Raw genomic sequence first — 21,664 nt, 5'->3', positions numbered from 1 at the left:
GTCAGAGCGAGAGTGCGTGCGTGGCGTGGCCCTCGGCGGGCGCGGCGTCGTGGCAGGACGCGATCACGGTGACGCCGGTGGCGGCGATCCCGGCCAGTCGCCGCCACAGGTCGCGCTGCCGGTCGGCGGGCAGCCCCTCGTCGACGTCGTCGAGCAGGAGCAGCCCGGGATCTCCGGCGAGCGCCAGGGCGGCGCCCAGGAGCCGGGCCTCGTCGGGCGCGAGTGCCTCGGCGAGCGTTCCGGGGCGGACGTCCAGGCCGACCCGTTCGAGGGTCCGGCGCCTGCGGGCCTCGCGCCCGCGGAACCGGCCGAAGACGCCTTCGCGCAGGGCGAGCGCCTCGTCGACGTGCTCCCGGACGGTCAGCGCCGGGTCGAGTTCGGTCACCCCCGGCACGATCCCGAGGGCCGCGACCCGCTGGATCCGCCTGAGCCCGGTGACCCCGCCCACCGCGACCGTGCCCTCGGCGGGCCGCATGCGCCCGGCGAGCGTGAGCAGCAGCGCTGTGCGCCCGGTGCCCGCGATGCCGCCGACGGCGACCAGCGCGCCGGCCGGGACGTCCAGTTCGACGTTTCGGAAGACCCAGCCGCGCGCGCCCTTCGCCCCGAGGCCCCGCGCCCGCACGGGCATTCCGCGTGCGGGCGCGGGGCCGGCTCCGGGGCGGCCCCCGCCAGCCCCCGAGCCGATCGGGCGGGGTCCAGGGACGGGCGCCGCGGTCCCCCCGGCCATGGCGGCCGTCCCTGGAGTCTGGTGCTCGGACGTCATCGCGGCCTTCCGGAGAATTTGTACTGACCGGTCAGTACAAACCTAGCTCCGTTATGAACCTCGCGAATCCGCCCGAAGCGGTGACATCAGACACGTGACCCCCACGACTCGGGTCACACAGAAAGAGAGCCGTGATTTGGGTCACACCCGGCACATCCGACCAGGGAGGCGGCGTGACCGCTATTGGACGGGCCGTCTGATCTGACAGACTCCGGGGATGACCGAGTCGTCACACGCGCACCGCAGGCTGGCCGCGCTCATGGCCGGGATGGGCACCCTCCACATGATCGCTCCGAAGCCGTTCGACGCGCTCGTCCCCGAGCGGCTCCCCGGGGGCCCGCGGACCTGGACCTACCTCAGCGGCGTCGCCGAGCTGGCCTGCGCCGCGGCCGTCGCCCACCCCCGCACCCGCAGGGCGGGCGCGCTCGCCACGGCGGGCCTGATGGCGGCGGTCTTCCCCGCCAACGTCAAGATGGCCCGCGACTGGCGCCACCGCCCGCTGCCCCTCCGCGCGGCCGCCTACGGCCGTCTCCCGTTCCAGGCCCCGCTCATAGCCTGGGCGCTCCACGTAGCCCGCAACGCCGACTGACGACCCGTCCGCGCGGCTCCTCTCGGAATGGCATCATTTGGCAGCGGTGCGTGTCGACGAGGGGCCGGTGACAAGTGGAAGCACTCCGTGCGGAGGATCCTGCCGAGATCGGCGGCTATCCGCTGCTGGGCCGTCTGGGCGCGGGGGGCATGGGACAGGTCTACCTGGGGCTGACGGGTAGCGGGCGCCATGTCGCGCTCAAGGTGATCCGGGAGGACTTCGAGGGGCCGACGGCGCTCGCCCGGTTCCGACGCGAGGTCGCGACCGTCGAGCGGGTGCGCAGCAGGTTCGCCGCCGCGATGGTCGGCGCCGGCCTGGACGCGCCGCCGTACTGGCTGGCGACGGAGTACGTCCCCGGGCCGACGCTCCGGCAGGCGGTGGCCGCGCACGGGCCGCTGCCCCCCGAGACGTGCCTGCGGCTGCTCGCCGAGCTGGCCCAGGGGCTGCTGGAGATCCACCGGCACGGCGTCCAGCATCGCGACCTCAAGCCGGGCAACGTGATCCTCGCCCCGGACGGGCCGCGGCTGATCGACTTCGGCATCGCGCGCGGCGAGGGGCAGACGCAGATCACCCAGACCGGCGCGTGGAACGGCACCCCCGGCTTCGTCGCACCCGAGGTCGTCCGCGAGCAGCAGCCCCTTCCCGCGTCGGACGTGTTCTCGCTCGCCGGGACGGTCGCCTACGCCGCCACGGGACGTCCCCCGTTCGGCGGCGGCCGCATCGAGGCGATCATCCACCGCACGCTCAGCGGTGAGATCGACCTGGAGGGCGTCGACCCGCGCGTCGCCGGCCTGGTCCGGCAGTGCGCCGAGAAGGAGCCCGGTGCCAGGATCGCGCTGGAGCGTCTGCTGCGGCAGGCGCCCGCGCCGGGTCCCCTCGCCGCCGATCCCGCCTACCGGCGGATCGTGGGCGTCCCGAGGCCGATGCCCGCCAGCGTCACGGACGCGGTCGCGTCGGGTCTCGTCCCGGCCGACCGCACGAGGACGGTCCCGGGCGTCTCGCGCGGACGGTCGCGCGCCGCCGTCATCGCGGCGGGCGCCGGAGTGGCCGCCGTCGTGCTGGTGGGCGCCCTCCTCGCGCGGTTCGTCCTCGACGGGGGCGGCGGCGACAAGAACCGGAACAAGCCGCAGGCAGGGCAGGGAACGCACGGCGGGACCGCGACCGGTGACCCCGCGGGCTCGACTCCAGGCGGCAGGACCCCGGGCGCGACCCAGGGCGCAGACGGCGCCCCGCCGGACCGGATCCTGGTCAAGCAGCCCGGTGACATCGCGGAACTCCGCTGGAGCAAGGCGAGCTCGACGTGCCAGCCGGCCGCCCGTCCGGAGGACTTCGACCTCACCGGGGACACCCAGACGTCGGCGCCTCGCGAGCCGTACACCAAGAAGACCGTCGAGTTCGGCCTGCGCTTCAAGTACTCGGAGCCGCCCAAGTACTACGTGGCCGTCCAGGTCCGCCCGCCGGCGGAGCAGCAGGGGAACGGCGTCACCGGGGTGGTGCAGAGCAAGCCGCACCTGTACCCCGGCAACGCCGCATGGCTGAACATCCGCTACCCGTCGGAATTCGAGTGGGAGGGGGCCGGGAACGGCACCTATCCGCTGATGAAGGGCGACTGGACGGTCATCTGGCTGCACGTCCACCCGAACGGCGACGCCTACTACCTGACCTGCGACGGCTTCACCGTCGCCTAGCCGCTTCGGTCAGCGGACGGTGATGACGGCGGAGCCGTGGCCGAAGAGGCCCTGGTTCACGGCGATGCCCGCCCGCGCGTTCTCGACCTGGCGGCCGTCGGCCCGGCCGCGCAGCTGCCAGGTCAGCTCGCAGACCTGCGCGATCGCCTGCGCCGGGATGGCCTCGCCGAAGGAGGCGAGCCCGCCGCTCGGGTTGACCGGGACGCGGCCGCCGAGCGTCGTGGCGCCCGACCGGAGCAGTTCCTCGGCGCCGCCCCTCTCGCACAGCCCGATGTCCTCGTACCAGTCGAGTTCGAGGGCCGTGGACAGGTCGTAGACCTCGGCGAGCGACAGGTCCTCGGGGCCGAGGCCCGCCTCCTCGTAGGCGGCGTGCGCGATCGCGGACCGGAACGGCCGGTCGGGCTCCGGGACGGTCATCGCCGAGTCCGTCGCGAAGTCGGGCAGGTCCAGGACGGTCTTCGGGAACGTGGGGGTCGCCGTCGACAGCGCCGGGATGCGCACCGGGTCGGCGGTCCCGTGCCTGCGCGCGAACTCCATGGACGTCAGGACGAGCGCCGCGCCCCCGTCGCTGGTGGCGCAGATGTCCAGCAGCCGCAGCGGGTCGGCGACCACGGCGGACTCGCGTACGTCCTCCACGGTCACCTCCTTGCGGTACCGGGCGTTCGGGTTCGACAGCCCGTGCCGGGCGTTCTTCACCTTGACGGCGGCGAAATCGTCCAGCGTCGCGCCGTACACGGCCATCCGCCGCCGCGCGTACAGGGCGAAGTAGATGGGGTTGGTCGCGCCCAGGAGGCGGAAGCGGAGCCAGTCGGGGTCGTCAGGGCGGTCCCCGCCGACGGGCTTGAAGAAGCCCTTCGGCGCGGCGTCGGCGCCCACGACCAGTGCGACGTCGCAGAGACCCGCGAGGATCTGCGCGCGCGCGTTGTTGATGGCCTGCGCCCCGGACGCGCACGCGGCGTAGCAACTGGACACGCGCGCACCCGACCAGCCGAGCGCCTGCGCGAACGTCGCGCCCGCGATGAACCCCGGGTAGCCGTTGCGGATGGTGTCGGCGCCCGCCACGTACTGGACGTCCGTCCACGCGAGCCCGGCGTCGGCGAGCGCGGCCCGCGCCGCCGCGAGCCCGTACTCGACGAAGTTGCGGCCCCATTTGCCCCACGGATGCATGCCCGCGCCGAGCACGGCGATGTCGCGCGTCATCTGACGGGCCTCCACATCCAGACGGTGTACTCGGCTTCGTCGTCCTCGTAGAGGACGCCCTCGGTCAGCTCGACCTCCATGCCGACCGCGAGGTCGTCGACGGTGTGGCCGGGGGCGACCTGGCCCAGGACGACCATGCGCTCGGCTTCGAGTTCGACGGCCGCGACGGTGTACGGGACGAACGGGTCGGGGGAGACGTACGGTGGCGGCGGCTTGTACCGGGAGTCGGCGTACGACCAGATGCGCCCGCGTCCCGACAGCGCGTACGGCTCCAGCTCGGAACCGTCCTTCGGGCCGGCGCAGCCCGGGTTGCGGCAGGCCAGCTCGTTGCGCGGGAAGTACGGCGTTCCGCAGGCGCCGCAGCGGGTACCCAGCAGGCGGACGTCGCCGTCCCCGGTGGTGAACCAGCCCTCGATCGCCGGACGGCGTTCCTTGGTGGTGGTCACGCGGTCCTCCTCGTCTCCGACCGGGCGCAGCGTAACAACCGAGCAAGCGCTCGGAACGGGAGGTGTCCGGTGAGCGGGACGGCCCCGGTCGCGGGCCCGTGCGAACCCACCTAACTGACTCGTCAGTCACTTCGGTACAGTGAACCACCGAGTCGGATTCTGGTGATGCCGCCCGCAGGGTGCGAACAGGCAGGCCCTCAGGGTGCGGACAGGTAGGGAGCGTGCGGATGCGGACTGGTCTAGAGGGCAAGACGGCGCTGGTCACCGGGGCGTCCCGGGGGATCGGGAAGGCGATCGCCACCGCGCTCGCCGCAGAGGGGGCGAACATCGTCCTCTCCTCCCGCAAGCAGGAGGCGCTGGACGAGGTCGCCAAGGAGATCGGCGCGGCGCACCCGGGCGCGGGCGTCCTGGCCAAGGCGGCGCACGTCGGCGACGCAGAGCAGGCCGCCGCGTGCATGGACGCGGCCGTCGCCGAGTTCGGCGGCCTCGACATCCTCGTCAACAACGCCGGAACGAACCCCTACTTCGGTCCGATGGCCGACATCGAGCCCGCCGCCGCGGCCAAGACCGTCCAGGTCAACCAGTTCGCGATCGTGCAGTGGACGCAGCTCGCGCTGCGCGCCTCGCTCGCCGAGCGCGGCGGCGCGATCATCAACATCGCCTCGGTCGGCGGCATGGTCACCGAGCACGGCATCGGCTACTACAACGCCACCAAGGCCGCCGTGATCCACCTCAGCCGGCAGTTCGCGATGGAGCTGGCCCCGAAGGTGCGGGTGAACTGCATCGCGCCCGGCCTGGTCAAGACGCACCTCGCCCGCGCCCTGTGGGAGAACAACGAGGCCGAGATCAGCAAGTACATGCCGCTCGGCCGCCTCGGCGAGCCCGAGGACATCGCCAACGCCGCGGTGTTCCTCGCGGGTGACGCCTCGTCCTGGATGACCGGGCAGACGCTCGTCGTGGACGGCGGCGCCACCATCCGGCCCTCGATCGCCTGACCGACCGGGAACACCGCCCAGAAACAGGGAGAAGCGCATGTCACGCTGGGGACTGACCATTCCGCTGACCGGCCTCCCGCTGGCCGAGCACCGCGAGATCGTTTCCGGGCTGTCCGGGCTCGGCTACACCGACGCCTGGTCGGCCGAGACCAACGGCGCCGACGCCTTCACCCCCCTGGCGCTCGCCTCGCAGTGGGACCCCGGGCTGCGCCTCGGACCGGCGATCGTGCCGGTCTACACGCGCGGGCCCGCCCTGCTGGCCCAGCAGGCCGCCACCCTCGCCGACCTCGCGCCGGGCCGGTTCGTCCTGGGCATCGGCACCTCGTCCGACACGATCGTGCAGCGCTGGAACGGCATCCCGTTCGACGAGCCCTACAAGCGCACCCGCGACACGCTGCGCTTCCTCCGCAAGGCGCTCGCGGGGGAGAAGGTGAAGGAGGAGTACGAGACCTTCGCCGTGAAGGGCTTCAAGCTGGAGAGCGCACCGGCGGCGCCGCCGCCGATCGTCCTCGCGGCGCTGCGCCCCGGCATGCTGCGGCTCGCCGCCCGCGAGGCCGACGGCGCGATCACCAACTGGCTCGCGCCGAAGGACGTCCGGACGGTCCGCGGCGCGCTCGGCGACGAGCCGGAGCTGATCGCGCGGCTGTTCGTCTGCCCCACCGACGACGCCGCGGAGGCCCGCGCGATCGGCCGCTGGATGATCGCCGCGTACATGACGGTCCCCGTCTACCGGGCGTTCCACGAGTGGCTCGGACGCGGCGAGGCGCTGCGCGCGATGAACGAGGCGTGGGCGGCCGGCGACCGGAAGAAGGCGCTGGAGGTCATCCCGGACGAGGTGGTGGACGACCTGATCGTGCACGGCTCCCCGGAGCGGTGCCGCGCCCGCGTCCGCGAGTACGTCGACCACGGTCTCACCACGCCCGTGCTCGCGATCGTCCCAGGTGGGGGCCTCACCTCGGCGGAGGCGGTGCGGGCGCTCGCCCCGAGTGCGGACTGAGATCGTCCGATCACGTCCCGATGTTTACGGCCGGGAGGAGCGGGGAGGGTGGGGCAAATCCCTACAGCGAACGAAGAGACGTGAGGAGCTGATCGTGCTCACGCTGACCAGCGGTGCCGTCCAGGTCATCCGTACGGTGACCGCCAACCCGGAGCTTCCGCCCGAGACCGGCATCCGCATCGAGTCCGGGCTCGACGGCTCGGATGCGCTGCGGCTCTCGGTGGCCCCGGCCCCCGAGGCCGGCGACCAGGTCGTGGAGGAAGAGGGCGCCAAGGTGTACCTGGAACCCACGGTCGCCGAGATGCTCGACGACAAGACCCTCGACGCCCAGGTCGACCCGCAGGGCGACGTGGCCTTCACCATCGCGGAGGGGTCGGAGGGAACTCCCACCTGACGTAGGAGGACGGGACCGGGGTGCGCCCACCGGGCCGCCCCGGTCTCGTGTTCTCTCCGACGTGTCAGCGCATCGCCGCGACCACGGCGACCACGGCGAACACGAACGCCGCCGCGGTGAGGACCGCGAACGCCGCGATCACCGCGCAGGCCAGGCCGCGCAGCTGGTCGCGCCAGGTGGGGGAGCGGTCGCGCGCCTGCCGGTCCGGTTGTCGCCGGATCGACCGTCCCGCGTCCAGGGGGTCGGGCGAAGGCGGGGTCGTCACGAGCGCCAGTGTTGCAGATAGCTCGCTCCACCCGCCGCCTGCCCGGGACGCGAGATCGCGGTGCGGACGCCCACGTCCCGGCGGCCGTCAGGCACCGGTCAGTCCGGGAACGACGGATGCGGGCCGAGGGCCCAGTACTCGAAGAGGCCGTAGCCGGTGGCGGCGCCGGTGGGCTGCGCGCCGTCCAGGTACTCGTACCGGCCGACCGCGTCGACCATGCCCCACATGCGGGCCGCGTCGTCCGGCTTGCGGGTGTCGTAGGCGACGCCCTCCACCTTCAGGTCGGGGCCCTGGTACATGCCGTGCTTCCAGTCGGGCTCCAGCCCGTAGCCGGTGCCGACCATGAGGTGGACGGGCAGGATCGGCGTCGCCCTCATCTCGAACGGCTCCCCGCCGGGCGGCGCGAACCGGAGCGTCGCCGTGACCACGTCGCGGGTGCCCTCCGCGTACTCCGGACGGTATTCGGGACGTCCCAGGTACTCGGCCTCGCGGTCCGGCCAGACCCGGGTGGCCTCCTCCAAGAGGCGGCGGCCCTTCTCGTCCTCCTGCACGATGCAGAGGACGGCGTGGTCCTCGAACTGCATCGGCGCGTAGAGCCAGTAGAACGTCCCCGCGTTCTTCGCCTGGATGCCGGGCGGCTCCGACTCGCCCACGGGCCGGATGCCCCAGGAGCGGTCCCGCGAGCCCCACCAGTGGTCGGGCGTGACCTCGATGGTCTCGCCGTCGACCGTGATGGCGCCCGTCCAGCGGCCGGTCTGCGCGAGGCGGCGGGAGTCGAAGATGACGCGCTCCTGCCAGCGCAGGTAGTGCGGCTGCTCCAGCGTGGCCGGGACCGACCCCTCCCACGTGAGGTCGAACGACAGGCCGTGCCCGGTCTCGTCCAGGACGACCCGGAGCCGCTTCAGCCCCTCGATCACCTCGACGCGGAACGGCCCGACCGTGGTGTCCATCCGGTCGTTCCCCAGCTCGCGGGACGCCCGGACGACCTTGTGCACCGGCCCGCGCCGCACGACCGCGAACGCGTCCATGACGCCGAGGTTCGGGTACTGCCCGATCCCGATGATCATCATGAGCTCGTCCGAGCACGGGTGGACGTTGAAGTAGTACCGGTCGTAGAAGTTGCGGTCGGAGGTGGTGACGTGCCGCATCACCTCCGGCGCCTGGTGGATCGGGTAGTCGTCGAGCGGTGAGAGCGTCACCGGTCCCCTCCCAGGATGCGGGCGAGCAGCTGCGTGCAGTTGTTGTCGTGGGGGAAGTCGGCCGTCTCCTCGATCCAGCCGAAGTCGATCATCGCCTGCCCGATCCGCGCCATGATCACCGAGAACTTGAAGCCGGACAGGATCTCGTAGTACGGCAGGTGGCGCATCGGGCGCCCGAGCAACTCCTCGTAGCGGGTGACGGTCTCGGCGTAGGAGGGGAAGCCCTCAAGCCGGGCCGCGCCGACGCCTTCGGAGTGGTGCCGGTCCAGGAACATGAACCAGGCGAGGTCCTCTTCGGGGGCGCCGAGCACGGCGCCCTCCCAGTCCAGCACCGCAGCGGGCGCGCCGTCCTGGAAGATCACGTTGCCGATGCGGGCGTCCCCCCACAGCGCGACGGGGGCGTCCGGCTCGTCGGGGCGGTTCGCCTTCAGCCACTCCAGGGCCCTGAGCGCCGTCTCCTGCGGCCCCTGGTAGGCCCAGCTCAGGTAGTGCTCGTAGTAGTTGAGCCGCTGGTCGAGGCCGGGCGCCCCCCAGGCCGGCTGGTCGAGGAAGCCGAGGTCCAGTTCGCGGACGTCCAGCCGGTGCAGCCGCGCCATGATCTCCAGGGTGGACCACCACATCCGGGCCCGCTCGCCGGGCGGGACCCCGGTCACCCAGCCGTCCATGTGGTACGGCGGCATGTCGGTCGGGACGCGGCCGTCGACGCGGCCCATCACGAAGAACGGGGCGCCGAGCACGTCGCGGGACGGCTCGTACCAGCGGATCGGCGGCACCGGGATGGAGGTGCGCTCGTCCAGGATCCGCATCAGCCGGTACTGCTCCTCGAACCGGGGCTCGGGGAAGATCTGGTACTTCTCGGGGGCGACCCGCGCGACGAGCGGCTCGCGTCTCGGCGCGCCGTCGCCGCCGTTCCACTCGGCCTCGAACAGCAGGGTCTCGTTGGAGAAACCGCTGGTCTGGGGCGTCTCCACGTGCGGGATGCGGGCGCCGGGCAGACGGCCGTCCAGCCACCGCGCGAGGGTCCGCCTGGTGGTCTCGGGATCGCGCTGGTCGGGAACGGGCATCGCACCGCCTCCTTGCCGTGCCTGCTGGCCGGGGTTCGCGCCCGAATTAGAACGTGTTCTATCAACGGGCCGGGGGGTGGTCAATGGGCGGGGACGACCGCGTGAAAAAATCGCCGGATGCGCCTCACCAAGCTCGGACACGCGTGCGTGCAGCTCACCGAGGACGACCGCACGATCGTCATCGACCCCGGCTCGTTCAGCGCGGCCGCGGACGCGCTGGCCGCCGCCGACGCCGTACTGATCACCCATGAGCACTTCGACCACTTCGACGCCGACGCGCTGCGGGCCGCGATGGCCGAGCGCCCCGCCCTGGAGGCGTGGACGTCCCGCGCCGTGGCGGAGAACCTCGCCGACCTCGGCGGACGCGTCCACCAGGTCGGCCACGGCGACGCCGTCACGATCGCGGGCTTCGACGTCCACGTCTACGGCGAGGACCACGAGCTCATGCACCCGGACCTGCCGCCCGTCCCGAACGTCGGATTCCTGGTCGACGGCGAGGTCTTCCATCCGGGGGACGCGCTGACCGTCCCGTCCGAGCCCGTCCCGACGCTGTGCCTGCCCGGCAACGCGCCCTGGATGCGCGCGCTCGACCTGTACGAGTACACGCGGGCGGTCCGCCCGGGGCGCGCCTTCGCCGTCCACGACGGGCTGCTCAACGACATCGGCCTCCAGGTGATGGAACGTGTCCTCACCAGTGCCGGCGACGAACTCGGCAAGGAGTTCGTGCGCCTCGCCCCCGGCACGTCCGTGGACCTGGCCGCCACATGAACGCCTCCCCCCGCATCCCCCCGGCCGCCGAGCCGCCGGCCGGCGAGCGCGCCGGCTCCGCCGAGCGCGGAGCGGGCCTCGCCGAGCCCCGCTCCATCCAGGCCGTGTTCTTCGACATCGGCGAGACCCTCATCAACGAGGGCGAGATCTACGGGCGCTGGGCCGACTGGCTCGGCGTCCCCAGGCACACCTTCCTCACCAAGCTCGGCGCGCTGCTCGCGACCGGCGGCGACCACGGGGACCTGTTCGAGTACTTCCGGCCTGGGTTCGACCTGGAGGAGGAGCAGCGGCGCCGCGAGGAGGCGGGCGTCCCGAACGGGTTCGGGCCGGACGACCTGTACCCGGACGCGCGGGCCTGCCTGTCGGGCCTGCGCGACCAGGGCCTGTTCGTCGGGATCGCGGGCAACCAGCCGGTCCAGGCGGCCGAGCAGATGGCGGAGCTGGCCCTCGACGCGGACGTCGTCGGCATCTCGGACGTGTGGGGCGTCAGCAAGCCGTCCCACGAGTTCTTCGAGCGCTGCGCCCAGCTCGCCGATGTTCTGCCCGACCGCGTCCTGTACGTGGGGGACCGTGTCGACAACGACGTCCGGCCCGCCCTTGAGTTCGGGATGCGCGCGGCGTTCCTGCGCCGCGGCCCGTGGGGGAACATCCAGCGGGACGACGAAGCGCTCGGCGAGTGCCTGTTCGTGCTCGACGACCTGGCCGGCCTGCCGAGCCTCGTCGCCGAGCACAACGCCGGCCGCGCTCTGGGGCCGGCCGCCCCCTAGGGGACGTCCCGTACTCCTGAGGTAGCAGCGGGGAACAGGCCGCGAGAGCGATGTGAGGCCGCCCGTCCGGTTCGTAGCGTGAAAGACATGGCCGCACGAAACGCGGCCGTGTTCATCGCTCGACGAATCGGGGAGACAAGAACCCATGAACGGCCTCTATCGTTCGCGTCACGACCGCGTCATCGCGGGTGTCTGCGCCGGTCTCGCACGCCGGTTCGGCATGACCCCCTGGACCGTCCGGATCCTGTTCCTGCTCTCGTGCCTGCTGCCCGGGCCGCAGTTCGTCGTCTACCTGGTCCTCTGGGTCATGATGCCGAACGAGGACCGCCACATGGCCGGCGCCCGCTAACTCAAGATCAACGATTGCGCTCGACCGGGGCCGCCCGGGGGTGTTAGATCGGGGCACCACCATTCCCGTGGGGAGGAGCCGCGGTGCCTGACGAGGCTCCGGGTCCCGGCCGTCCGGGCCGGGCCCTGGACGAAGCCGCCGCGCGGGAGGCAGACCACGCGGCGCGACTGCTCGGGTACCTGCGCGACCTGGCGCGGGCCCGGCGGCGCCCCTCGCGCGACCTCGCCGACCACGACCACGTCCACTGGCTGGCCGGACTGCCCGGCGACGTCTACGTGGAGGCCGACGCCGGGCCCGGCGAGGTGCTGTTCAGCGTCCCGGTCATCCCGCTGACGCCGCCGGTCGTGCTGGAGGAGTTCGACGGCTGGCTCGCCCTCCGCAACTGGTACCGCATCCTGCGCGACCTGTCCGGCGAGGAGGCCGTCCTCGCGACGGGCCTGCTGTCGTGGCGGCCCGCAGTCCACGACCATCTGCTGAGCACGCCCGTCCGGATCGTCCTGGACGAGCGCACCGAGCGCGTCGACGTCGTCCTCGCCGGGCACACGACCCTGCGCGACCGGGAACTGCTGTCCGGGCACCCCGGCTTCCGGCCCGCGGACTGGATCGCCGACGCCGTGCAGGCCGGGCAGGGCTTCGGGCTCAACGCCTCCGTCGGGGACGTCCTGCGCAAGTGGTGCCAGGTCGCGCTGACGAGCCCCGCCGACTACCGCGAGGACTGGACGCCCGACGCCGACACCGCCTCGCCCGTCCCCCGCCTGCGCCTCGCGCCCGCCCTCGTCGTCCGCCCGGCGGGCCGCGAAGCCGTCGGCGACCACCATGCCAAGCTGCTGAGCCTGCTGCCGCGCGGCGTTCCCGAGGGGGTCGCGCGGTTCGTCTCGTCCGAGCTGAAACCGCAGGTCATGCACATACCGGAGCGGGCGCCGGAGACCGTCCCGGACCTGCTGGCCGGGCTGCTGGCGCGGGGCCGCCGGGTGCTCGTCGCCACGTCCGGCCCGGCCGCGTCCGCCGCGCTGCGCAGTGCGCTCCCGCCCGGCCTCGCCGCCCTCACCGCCACCGACGCGTCCATGGCGGCCCGCGTGGCGGACGCGATCCGCGCCTCGGGCGACCCCGGCGTCGACGCCCTCGCCGAGCGGGAGGAGGCCGCCGCCCTGCGGGTCGCCGAGATCACCGAGCGCCTGCGCGGCGGCGAGCCGGCGGAGCCCCCGCCCGACCTGCGCGGCGAGGAGCCCGAGCTGTCGTGGATGCCGGTCCGGCCCGACCTGCCGCCGGGCCCGCCGATCTCCCGGTCCGAGGCCGCCGAGCTGGTCGTCCTCCTCGCGGAGGAGACCGCCGAACGCAAGGCCCGCACCGAGCAGCGGGACGTCGACCCGGGCGCGCTGCCGAGCGCCGCCTACGTCCGCACGCTGATCGAGGCGGAGACCGCCGCCGCCGAGCGCGCCGAGCGGTCCCGGACCGAGCTGTCGCAACTCCTGCGCGACGGCGACGTCACCCTGCTCGCCCGCCTCGACGGTGACGCCTCCGTCGTCGGCGCCGCGCTCCGCGACCTCGGCCTGGAGGGCCACCCGGGCGGCTGGAACCCCTCCGACCTCGCCGTCCGCGCCCTCGGCGACGCCCTCGCCGAGCGGCGCCCCCTCATCTGGGCCCGCGTCGTGGAGATGACGTCCCGCGCGCAGTGGGCCGAGCACGCCCTCGGCGAACTGCGCGGCCACCGCGTCGAGCTGCCTTCCGACGCCGACCTGCGCGGCCTCGCCGCCGCCGCCCAGGACCTGCGCGCGTACCTGGCCGACGGCGGCGCGCTCAAGCGCGGCCCCCTGCGGTCCGGGGCCCAGCGCCAGGCCGAGCCGCTCCTCGCCACGGTGAAGGTGGACGGCGCGGCGCCGACCACGCCGGAGCTGCTCGACATCGTCCACACCGACCTCATGGTGCGGATCACCTGCCGGGAGCTGCAGTACGTGTGGGAGGCCGCAGGCATCTCCTTCCCGGCCGACCTGCCGCCCGACGAGCGCGTCGCCCGCTTCGTCCGCGCGCACGCGCGGCTCGCCCGCGTCCGCGACGCGATGACCGCCCTGGACTCGACGCGGCGGCTTCTCGAACGTTCCGGCTTCCGCGTGCCGCTCGTCCATCCGATCCAGTGGCACGACTACGCCGCGGCCCTGCGCAACGCCCTCGAAGGGCTCGGCGTCGGCCGCGCCACCGCCGACCTGGACGCCCTGCGCGACTCGATCGGCCCCGCCGACGGCGACGACCCGCCCGAGCTGCGCGCCGCGCTCGCCGCCGTCGACGCCCGCGACGCCGCCGCCTACGGCCGCGCCCTCGGCGCCCTCGCCGAGGCCCGGCACGAGCGCTCCCGGCAGATCCGCTGCGAGGAGCTGGTCGCCCGCGTCCGCGCCGTCCACCCCGACCTCGCCAACCTCATGGTCGCCACCGACGGGGACGAGGTCTGGCACGTCCGCACCCGCCGCTGGGACGACGCCTGGACGTGGGCCCGCCGCCGCGCCGCCGCCACCGGTCCCGCCGCCGCGGACCGCCTCCGCGACGCCCTCGCCGAGGCCGAGGACGCCCTGCGCAAGGCCCGCGCCGCCCTCACCGCCGCCCGCGCCGCCGCGTCCGCCCTCGCCCGCTCCGGGCCCGACATCGTGCCCGCGTGGATCCTGCCGCTGTGGCGCGTCCCGGACGTCCTCCCGCCCGCCCCCGACGGCTTCGACGTCGTCATCGTGGACGGCGAGCACGAGGCCGGCGCCGAGGCCCTCTTCGTCCTCTGGCACGCGCCCCGGACCATCCTCGTCGGCCCGTCCGGCCCCGGTCTCCCGCCTCCGGAGGGCCCGCCGCCGAGCCCCCGCCTCCCGTCCGACCTGCACGAAGTGATCACCCCCACCACCCCGCTCTTCACCGCCCTCACCACTCCCCGCACCCCGCCGTCTCCCGCTGCGCGCCCGCTGTCCGAGCGCCCGGACGCGACCCAGCGGGACATACCGATCCAGCCCCCGAGCCCCGTCTCGGATCCGCCTGCGCACAAGGAGGCCGACCCGCGTGCTCGCGATCCCCGCGCGGGGGAGCGGCCTGATGTGACGCAGCAGGACCTCCGCCCCCGGCCGCCCGCGGCTTCGCGGGAGGGAGCCGAAACGAGACCCCGCGATCCGCGCCCGTTGGAACGGCCGAAAGAGCCGCGCCAGGACACGCGCGGTCGGACACCCGCGCGTCCGCAGGGCACGGCCTCCGGTCCCGGGGAGCGCCCGGATGTGACGCAGCAGGACGTGCGGGCCCGGCCGCCCGCGCGTCCCGGCGCGGGCCCGTCCGGGCAGGGCGTCCCGCCTCGGCGCCTGGACGCGGCACGGCGGGAGCCGCAGGGCACGGAGCAGCAGGGGCAGGGCGAGGCGCCGCCCCGGCCGGGCGGGCGAGGCGGCAGCCTCCCGCCCCGGCGGCTGGACGCCATGAGGCGGGACGAGCCCGCCCAGGAGTCGGGCGTCCAGGCCACGGGCCCCAACCCGCGCGTCCCGGAGCCCGAGCACGCTCCGCCTCCCGGCCGATCGGACATCCCGGCGATCTGGGGCAAGCCCGGCCCGCTCCCGGACCCCCCGCCGCGACCAAGACCAACCCAGCAGGCACAACCCCCACAGACTCGTCAGCAGCCTCCGCAACAAGGGCGGCCTCGTCCGCAGCCGGAGGCCCCGGCGCAGGCGGAACCCTCACAGCAGCAACCCCCGCAGCAGGCGCAGCCTCGTCCGCAGTCGGAGCCGCTGGCGCAGGCGGAGTCCTCACAGCAGCAACCCCCGCAGCTGGGGCAGCCTCGCCCGCAGTCGGAAGCCTCGGCTCGGACCGAATCCCCGCGCCAGCAACCTCCGCAACAAGGGCGGCCTCGCCCGCAGTCGGAAGCCTCAGCGCGGTCGGAATCCCCGCGCCAGCAGCCCCCGCAACAGGGGCAGCCTCGCCCGCAGTCGGAGCCTCCGGCGCGAGCGGAGGGTCCGCCGGAGCGGCGGGCGGGTGGGGGCTCGGGTGGGCAGGCGAAGGTCCGGCGTGGGCGGTCGATCGCGTCCTACAAGCGGCCCGAGCTGGTCGAGATCGTGGGGCACGTCGCCGAGCTTGAGCCGGATCTCACCGACGACCAGATCGTCGAGCTGGTCACGCGGCTCCTCGGATGCCCGGAGGACGAGGCGCTGCTCGTCGGGGCCCGCCTCCGGTACGCGGTGGAGGCGTACCGGGAGGGCACCCGATAGCGCTCACCGGTCCGACCGGCGGCGCGCATCGCGGGCGGGCGGCGGTTCAGGTGATCGGCATGGTGACCGCGAGCGGCCAGGCCAGCAGGACGCCGCCGACGAGCGCGGTCACCCACGCCGGGGCGCGGATGGCGCGCAGCGCCGCCGCCTGGGCGCCCTGCCAGACCAGGAGACCGGCGATCAGCGGCGACACCAGCAGCACGAAGGACGAGACGGCCCCGACGAGGGCGGCCGCGAGGAGGGCGGCCAGCGCGGCCGACGCCGCCCAGGCGTGCACGCCGATCGCGGTCAGCCGCTCATGGCCGGCGCACAGCGCCTCGACGCCGAGGCAGTACAGGGCGGTGCCCACGGTGATCGGGACGAGCGCCCACACCCGCGCGCCCACCGGCACCGCGTGCGCCCACCCCAGCTGGGCCGGGACGGCGAACGACACCGCGGTCAAGGCGACGAGGACGGCCGCCGCCGCCACGGTCCGCGCCCGGGGCCGTCCGCCGAGGACACCGGCGTCCCTCGCGCAGACGAGCGCCACCACGCCGGCGACGCCGAAGAACCCGGCGAGCGGACCGGCCACCGCGAGCGGCAACCGGAAGACCCGCATCACGGGCACCGCCGCTCCGACCGCGAACGCCGCCGCGACCAGCGCGAAACGCACCGAGACGCGACGGCGCGCCGCGCGGTCGTCCGCGGGGCGACCGAGCAGCGCCGCGGCGATCGCCCCGAAGGTCAGCACCGCCGCCAGATGCAGCAGCAGCGCCGACCCCGCCCGCTGGACGGCGCGCACGTCCGGGACCGGAGCCGAGCGCCGCCCGAACGCCGCGTCGAGCCAGGCGCCGGTCTCGCGATGGGTGCGCGGACTGAACAGCACGCCGACGTGCTCGACGCCCCCGACGATGACGGTCCGCCGTGCCGTCCCGCCCCGCGGATCGCCGTACGTCGCCCCTGTCCGCCCCTCCGGGTAGACGTCGTGCAGCGCTTGGACGGCGCCGTCCCGATACGCGGGGAACTCCAGGCCACCGGCGACCAGCAGCACGTTACGGTCGGACGCCGGCACCGCCATCGCCCCCTGCGAGATCGCGACGGTCGCCCCGACGGACGGATGTGCCGCGCCGTACCGGATGACCGCGGCGGCCCCCAGTGAGTGCCCGACGAGCCCGATGCGCTCGCCGTCCACCCACGGCATGGCCCGCAGACGGGTGACGGCGACGTCCAGATCACGGTCGAGCCGCGCGTCCGCGGCCGGGCCGACCCCGTTCCCAGGGAGTCGCCGCCTGCTGGCCCCGTGCCCCGCGAGATCGACCAGGGCCACCGCGTACCCGCGCCGCGCCAGCGTGTCCGCGAACCCCCGCATCAGGCGGCCGCCGGCCCCGAGCCCGTGCGCCACCACGACCCCCGGCACCCGCCCGGACGCTCCGGCGTCCCGCACGATCTCGACCGGCACCCCGTCCACCACCGCGCCCCGCCGCTGGAGACCGGCATCCGCGGCCAGCACCCCCACACCCCCGACGAGAGCGCAAACCACCCCCACCACCACCGCCACGATCTGTGGCTTTGTCACCGTTCACCGTCCAGCGCCAGGGTGCCAGAGTGTCCGGAACAGGGACGGTGCGTAATCGGAGTGCGATTATCGGGGGAGACCGGCACAATCACGCCCATGATCACCGAGGAACTGGTCCAGGTTTGGCGGGATGTCATTCAGGGCGACGAGAAGTCGTGGGTGCTGTTCGAGAACGGCACGTGCGTCATTCTGATGGAGCCCGGAGACGACCTGAGCGCGCAGGCGGTGGAGCTGCTGCGCGAGTACGGGCCCGTCCACGGGGGCACTCCGGCCGGTGACTTCGGGACGATAGATCTCGACCAGGCGCCGGGCTGGGCCGTGTACGGGCATCACAACGACATCCTCACCTATGTCGCACCCGAGGAGGCCGGGACCGACGCGACCGATCTGACGGTGGGCCTTCTCGGACGTTCCAAGCGTGGTCAGGACGGGCTCGAACTCACGGTCGTGCACGTGGAGGACAAGCGCGGCCGGTGAATGGAGCGTTTGTCGGAGGATGTCTGTACAAATGTGTGCGTGACGGAATGGGGCGAGGAGGCGTTGGCGCGGTTGCGGGCGGCCGCGCACCGGGGGTTCGGGGACGCCGGCCTGCTCCGGGGGCGTCCGCTGACTCCCGTGCTCCAGTACGCCGGGGACGTGCTCGTCGCCGCCCTGGCGCAGGGGCGTGACGTGCGGCCCCTCGCCCTCGCGTGCCTGGACGAGCTGAACGAGCGCGGTCTGCCCGGCGACGCCGAGCTGGCGGACGAACTGGCCGCCGCCCTCGGGGTGCGGGCGCCGACCGGGCTGGCTCCGCTTCCCGTCGATCTGGGGGCGGTGGCCGCGGCGATGGAGGACGGGTTCCAGGTGCTCGATCCCGAGCGCGGGGACGTGCACCCGGCGGACGAGGCGGAGGGGCTGCCCGTCCCGCCGGGCGACCTGCCCGAAGGGGAGGACGCCCGGCGGGGGGCGGCGCGGGCGTGGCTCGCGGGGGAGGGGTTGCGGCCCGCGCCGCGGAGCCTCTAGGAGCCGGGGCGCACCAGCGGGAACGGGATCGTCTCGCGGATGCTGCGGCCCGTCAGCGTGATCAGCAGCCGGTCGATGCCCATGCCCATGCCGCCGGCGGGCGGCATCGCGTACTCCAGGGCGCGCAGGAAGTCCTCGTCCAGCTCCATGGCCTCCGGGTCGCCGCCCGCGGCCTGCAGCGACTGCTCGGTCAGCCGCTGCCGCTGGAGGATGGGGTCGATCAGCTCGGAGTAGGCGGTGCCGAGTTCGAGGCCGAAGATGATGAGGTCCCACTTCTCGGCCAGGCGCGGGTCGTCGCGGTGGGGCCGGGTCAGCGGCGACGTCTCGGCGGGGTAGTCGCGGACGAACGTCGGCGCCGCCAGCTTCTCCTCCACGAGCGCCTCGAACAGCTCCTGGACGATCTTGCCCTGCCCCCACTGCGGGTCGACGTTCAGTCCCGTCCGCTCGGCGAACGACCGGACCCGTTCCGGCGCGGTGCCCGGGGTGATCTCCTCGCCGAGCGCCTTGGACACCGACTCGTAGACGGTGATCACATCCCACGGCTCGGCGAGGTCGTACTCGGCGCCGTCCCGGACGACGACCGTGGTGCCGAGGGCGGCGCGGGCCGCGTCCACGACGAGGGAGCGGGTCAGCTCGGCCATGGTGTCGTAGTCGCCGTAGGGCTCGTAGGCCTCCAGCATCGTGAACTCGGGGTTGTGTCGCGGCGAGACGCCCTCGTTGCGGAAGCTGCGGTTCAGCTCGAAGACGCGGCCGGCGCCGCCGACGAGGAGCCGCTTGAGGTACAGCTCGGGCGCGATGCGCAGGTAGAGCTGCATGTTGTAGGCGTTGATGCGGGTGGTGAACGGGCGGGCGGTGGCGCCGCCGTGCACCGGCTGGAGCATCGGCGTCTCGACCTCCAGGTAGCCGCGGGCGCGCAGGCCGTCCCGGACGGCGGCGACGGCGTCGCCGCGCATCCGCAGCATCCGGCGGGACTCGTCGTTGACGATGAAGTCCACGTACCGGTGCCGGACGCGGGCCTCCGGGTCCGACAGCCCGGAGCTCTTGTTCGGCAGGGGGCGCAGGCACTTGGCGGCGAGCGTCCACGAGGACGCGAGCACCGAGAGCTCCCCGCGCCGGGACGTGACGACCTCGCCCCGCACGCCGACCTGGTCGCCGAGGTCGATGAGCGACTTCCAGCGGCGCAGCGAGTCCTCGCCGAGCGCGTCGGCGGTCAGCATGACCTGGAGGTCGCCGGTCTCGTCCCGGAGCGTGACGAAGATCAGGCGGCCGTGCTCGCGGGCGAGGACGACGCGCCCCGCGATCGCGACGGCGTCGCCGGTGCGGGAGTCGGGGGCGAGGCCGGGGTGCCGCTCCCGGATGCCGGAGGCGACGTCGGTGCGCTCGCAGCCGAGCGCGTACGGCTCCATCCCGGCGGCGCGGATCTGGTCGAGCTTGGCGTGCCGGACCCGCTCCTGCTCCGACAGCCGGCGCTGCGGGGCGCGGGCCGCCTCCGCGGCCTCCTCGATCTCCTTGATCTTGTCGACGAGGTCGCCGGACGGGACCATCGCGGCGGCCCGGTCCAGCTTGGGGCGGTTCAGGCTCGGCAGGAACCCTTCGGCGCGGGCGTAGGCGAGGCCCAGCCGGACGAGGTGCCGCCCGTGCTCGTAGCAGATGAAGCGGGGACGCCAGTCGGGCATGTACTTGGCGTTCGACAGGTACAGCGACTCCAGCTGCCAGAACTTCGACGCGAACGACAGGAACCGGTAGTAGAGCCGGGCGACGGGGCCCGCCCCGATCTGGGAGCCGCGCTCGAACGCCGAGCGCAGCATGGCGAAGTTCAGCGACAGCTGCTGCGCGCCGACCGCGGCGGCCTTCTCGGCGAGTTTGGCGACCATGTACTCGTTGAGGCCGTTCTCGGCGAGCCGGTCGCGGCGCATCAGGTCGAGCGACAGCCCGGCCCGCCCCCAGGGGACGAAGCTGAGCAGGCCGCGCAGCTCCCCGTGCGCGTCGAACGCCTCGACCATGACGCAGCGCCCGTCGGTGGGGTCGCCGAGCCGGCCGAGCGCCATGGAGAAGCCGCGCTCGGTCTCCTCGCCGCGCCAGGCGTCGGCGCTGCGGATGAGTTTGGCCATCTCCCAGCCGGGGATCTGCGAGTGGCGGCGGATCCGCACGGTGTACCCGGCCCGCTCGACGCGCCGGACGGCCTGGCGGACCTGCCGCATCTCCCGTCCGTCCAGGTTGAAGTCGGTGAGGTCGACGATGGCCTCGTCGCCGAGCTCCAGCGCGTCGAAGCCGTGCCGCTTGTAGATGCGGGCGGCGCGCTCGCCGACGCTGACCGCGCCGGGGATCCAGGCGTGCGCGCGGCACTCGCCGAGCCACGCCTCGATCGCCTGGTCCCAGGACTCGGGGTCGCCGAGCGGGTCGCCGCTGGCCAGCGAGACCGAACCCTCGACCCGGTAGGCGATGGCCGCCTTACCGTTCGGCGCGACGATGACGTCCTTGTCGCGGCGCAGCGCGAAGTAGCCGAGGGAGTCCTGGTCGCCGTACTCGGCGAGCAGAGCGCGCGCCGCCAGCTCCTCCTGAGGGCTGAGGACGGGGTCGCGCCGCCCCGGCCTGAACAGCGCCCAGAAGGTGGCGATCATCAGTCCGGTGCCGAGCACCCACAGGATCACGTCCACCCAGAACGGCACCGACACGTCGATCGGCTTGCCGGTGACGCGCGGCCCGAGGACGGTCTGGGAGATCGCGTAGAGCGGATGCGTCCAGAAGTCGCCGCGGGAGTTGCGGTCGGTCAGGGTGACCAGGAACGTCCCGATCCCGCAGGTCACGATCAGGAGGCTGGTGAACACGACGGTGGCCAGGCGCCGGTTGGCCCGGTCGGGCAGGGTGGTGAACTGGCCGCGCGCGGAGATCAGCAGGCCGAGCACCGCCAGGTACACGGCGGCGGTGACGATCAGGCCGACGGGGGTGGGCTTGTCCGGGTTGAACAGCGTCGTCAGGACGGCGGTGACGCCGAGCGCGGTGGGCAGGCAGAAGATCAGGACGAGGATCCGCCACGCGGCCTTCTTGCGCCGCCGGACGCCCATCGACAACAGGATCCAGAGCAGGCCGATCGGGACGCTCGGGAACCAGCCGAGATAACCGATCCATCGCAACGCCCAGATATCGGCTATCTCAAGGATGAGACCATAGGAGACCCATGCGAGCAGCGACAGGATCCCGGAGAGTCGGGTGTACCAGAAGAAGATCGTCGGAGCGGCCTGGATCAGCCGCCCCCACTCGCCCCGCAGGCCGCGCTGCTGGCCCAGCTCGGTCATGGTCCCCTTCCTACCGGGTCGCACGTCGATCACGTCTCCGCACCCGCGCGCCCGGTCGGCGGCGAACCGCGTGGTGATCTCGGACGTCGTACGGGTAGGGGGATGTGGCTTGC

19 protein-coding genes are annotated in these 21,664 nt (G+C 73.7%); 11 read left to right on the top strand and 8 right to left on the bottom strand.

Features of this window, described 5'->3' with window-relative positions; genetic code table 11:
* Window position 1: 1 nt before the first annotated feature.
* Window positions 2–628: an ATP-binding cassette domain-containing protein gene (locus tag BJ999_RS35960; protein ID WP_373292653.1), complete on the bottom strand. Its 627-nt coding sequence runs from the start codon at window positions 626–628 to the stop codon at window positions 2–4.
* 352 nt (window positions 629–980) lie between these two features.
* Between BJ999_RS35960 and BJ999_RS35955 the strand changes: the two genes are divergently transcribed.
* Together BJ999_RS35955 and BJ999_RS35950 are read left to right on the top strand one after the other, a co-directional pair.
* Window positions 981–1,352, top strand: coding sequence for a DoxX family protein (locus BJ999_RS35955; RefSeq protein WP_179837386.1), 372 nt, complete (start codon window positions 981–983; stop codon window positions 1,350–1,352).
* Window positions 1,353–1,426: 74 nt separating this feature from the next.
* Window positions 1,427–3,040 carry a serine/threonine protein kinase gene (locus BJ999_RS35950; RefSeq protein WP_179837385.1) on the top strand — a complete coding sequence of 538 codons (1,614 nt, stop codon included), beginning with the start codon at window positions 1,427–1,429 and terminating at the stop codon, window positions 3,038–3,040.
* A gap of 9 nt (window positions 3,041–3,049) precedes the next feature.
* On the opposite strand, the gene BJ999_RS35945 is transcribed toward BJ999_RS35950, so the two are convergent.
* Both BJ999_RS35945 and BJ999_RS35940 read right to left on the bottom strand, forming a co-directional pair.
* Window positions 3,050–4,240, bottom strand: a complete 1,191-nt coding sequence (locus BJ999_RS35945) for a lipid-transfer protein (RefSeq protein ID WP_179837384.1) — start codon at window positions 4,238–4,240, stop codon at window positions 3,050–3,052.
* Entirely contained in the window at window positions 4,237–4,686 is a 450-nt protein-coding gene (locus tag BJ999_RS35940; protein ID WP_229809989.1) for a Zn-ribbon domain-containing OB-fold protein, read from the bottom strand. Before BJ999_RS35940 ends, BJ999_RS35945 begins: the two co-directional genes overlap by 4 nt.
* Window positions 4,687–4,913: 227 nt before the next feature.
* Between BJ999_RS35940 and BJ999_RS35935 the strand changes: the two genes are divergently transcribed.
* The 3 genes from BJ999_RS35935 to BJ999_RS35925 all read left to right on the top strand — a co-directional run bounded on the left by BJ999_RS35935 (window position 4,914) and on the right by BJ999_RS35925 (window position 7,072).
* On the top strand, window positions 4,914–5,681 hold the full coding sequence (locus BJ999_RS35935) for an SDR family oxidoreductase (protein ID WP_179837383.1): 768 nt from the start codon (window positions 4,914–4,916) through the stop codon (window positions 5,679–5,681).
* A 37-nt stretch (window positions 5,682–5,718) separates the two neighbouring features.
* The gene (locus tag BJ999_RS35930) at window positions 5,719–6,678 is read left to right on the top strand and encodes an LLM class F420-dependent oxidoreductase (protein WP_179837382.1); all 960 of its coding nucleotides are present in this window, start codon (window positions 5,719–5,721) and stop codon (window positions 6,676–6,678) included.
* A 94-nt stretch (window positions 6,679–6,772) separates the two neighbouring features.
* The gene (locus BJ999_RS35925; RefSeq protein WP_089310191.1) at window positions 6,773–7,072 is read left to right on the top strand and encodes a Fe-S cluster assembly protein HesB; all 300 of its coding nucleotides are present in this window, start codon (window positions 6,773–6,775) and stop codon (window positions 7,070–7,072) included.
* A 64-nt stretch (window positions 7,073–7,136) separates the two neighbouring features.
* Here the strand turns inward: BJ999_RS35925 and BJ999_RS35920 are convergent, their stop codons facing one another.
* The 3 genes from BJ999_RS35920 to BJ999_RS35910 all read right to left on the bottom strand — a co-directional run bounded on the left by BJ999_RS35920 (window position 7,137) and on the right by BJ999_RS35910 (window position 9,600).
* Window positions 7,137–7,337 (bottom strand): hypothetical protein, encoded by a 201-nt coding sequence (locus tag BJ999_RS35920; protein WP_179837381.1) that lies wholly within the window; start codon window positions 7,335–7,337, stop codon window positions 7,137–7,139.
* A 98-nt stretch (window positions 7,338–7,435) separates the two neighbouring features.
* Window positions 7,436–8,536 carry an Rv3169 family protein gene (locus BJ999_RS35915; RefSeq protein WP_179837380.1) on the bottom strand — a complete coding sequence of 367 codons (1,101 nt, stop codon included), beginning with the start codon at window positions 8,534–8,536 and terminating at the stop codon, window positions 7,436–7,438.
* Entirely contained in the window at window positions 8,533–9,600 is a 1,068-nt protein-coding gene (locus tag BJ999_RS35910) for a phosphotransferase family protein (protein ID WP_179837379.1), read from the bottom strand. Before BJ999_RS35910 ends, BJ999_RS35915 begins: the two co-directional genes overlap by 4 nt.
* 117 nt (window positions 9,601–9,717) lie before the next feature.
* Here BJ999_RS35910 and BJ999_RS35905 point away from each other — a divergent pair, with 117 nt between their 5' ends.
* The 4 genes from BJ999_RS35905 to BJ999_RS35890 all read left to right on the top strand — a co-directional run bounded on the left by BJ999_RS35905 (window position 9,718) and on the right by BJ999_RS35890 (window position 15,698).
* Window positions 9,718–10,368 carry an MBL fold metallo-hydrolase gene (locus tag BJ999_RS35905; protein WP_179837378.1) on the top strand — a complete coding sequence of 217 codons (651 nt, stop codon included), beginning with the start codon at window positions 9,718–9,720 and terminating at the stop codon, window positions 10,366–10,368.
* Window positions 10,365–11,135, top strand: a complete 771-nt coding sequence (locus BJ999_RS35900) for an HAD family hydrolase (protein WP_179837377.1) — start codon at window positions 10,365–10,367, stop codon at window positions 11,133–11,135. Before BJ999_RS35905 ends, BJ999_RS35900 begins: the two co-directional genes overlap by 4 nt.
* 145 nt (window positions 11,136–11,280) lie before the next feature.
* Window positions 11,281–11,484, top strand: coding sequence for a PspC domain-containing protein (locus BJ999_RS35895; protein WP_179837376.1), 204 nt, complete (start codon window positions 11,281–11,283; stop codon window positions 11,482–11,484).
* An 83-nt stretch (window positions 11,485–11,567) separates the two neighbouring features.
* Window positions 11,568–15,698, top strand: coding sequence for a hypothetical protein (locus tag BJ999_RS35890; RefSeq protein ID WP_179837375.1), 4,131 nt, complete (start codon window positions 11,568–11,570; stop codon window positions 15,696–15,698).
* A 46-nt stretch (window positions 15,699–15,744) separates the two neighbouring features.
* Here BJ999_RS35890 and BJ999_RS35885 read toward each other — a convergent pair whose 3' ends face one another.
* The gene (locus BJ999_RS35885) at window positions 15,745–17,187 is read right to left on the bottom strand and encodes an alpha/beta hydrolase (protein ID WP_179837374.1); all 1,443 of its coding nucleotides are present in this window, start codon (window positions 17,185–17,187) and stop codon (window positions 15,745–15,747) included.
* Window positions 17,188–17,349: 162 nt separating this feature from the next.
* Between BJ999_RS35885 and BJ999_RS35880 the strand changes: the two genes are divergently transcribed.
* Window positions 17,350–17,730 carry a hypothetical protein gene (locus BJ999_RS35880; protein WP_179837373.1) on the top strand — a complete coding sequence of 127 codons (381 nt, stop codon included), beginning with the start codon at window positions 17,350–17,352 and terminating at the stop codon, window positions 17,728–17,730.
* A 39-nt stretch (window positions 17,731–17,769) separates the two neighbouring features.
* Window positions 17,770–18,255: a hypothetical protein gene (locus BJ999_RS35875; RefSeq protein ID WP_179837372.1), complete on the top strand. Its 486-nt coding sequence runs from the start codon at window positions 17,770–17,772 to the stop codon at window positions 18,253–18,255.
* On the opposite strand, the gene lysX is transcribed toward BJ999_RS35875, so the two are convergent.
* Window positions 18,252–21,551: a bifunctional lysylphosphatidylglycerol synthetase/lysine--tRNA ligase LysX gene (gene lysX, locus BJ999_RS35870; protein WP_179837371.1), complete on the bottom strand. Its 3,300-nt coding sequence runs from the start codon at window positions 21,549–21,551 to the stop codon at window positions 18,252–18,254. The two genes, BJ999_RS35875 and lysX, sit on opposite strands and share 4 nt — an antisense overlap.
* Between the last annotated feature and the right edge of the window lie 113 nt (window positions 21,552–21,664).

Origin of the sequence: Actinomadura citrea, assembly GCF_013409045.1 — a bacterium.
Classification (GTDB): Bacteria; Actinomycetota; Actinomycetes; order Streptosporangiales; family Streptosporangiaceae; genus Spirillospora; species Spirillospora citrea.
This window is presented reverse-complemented; position numbering and strand designations above follow the sequence as displayed.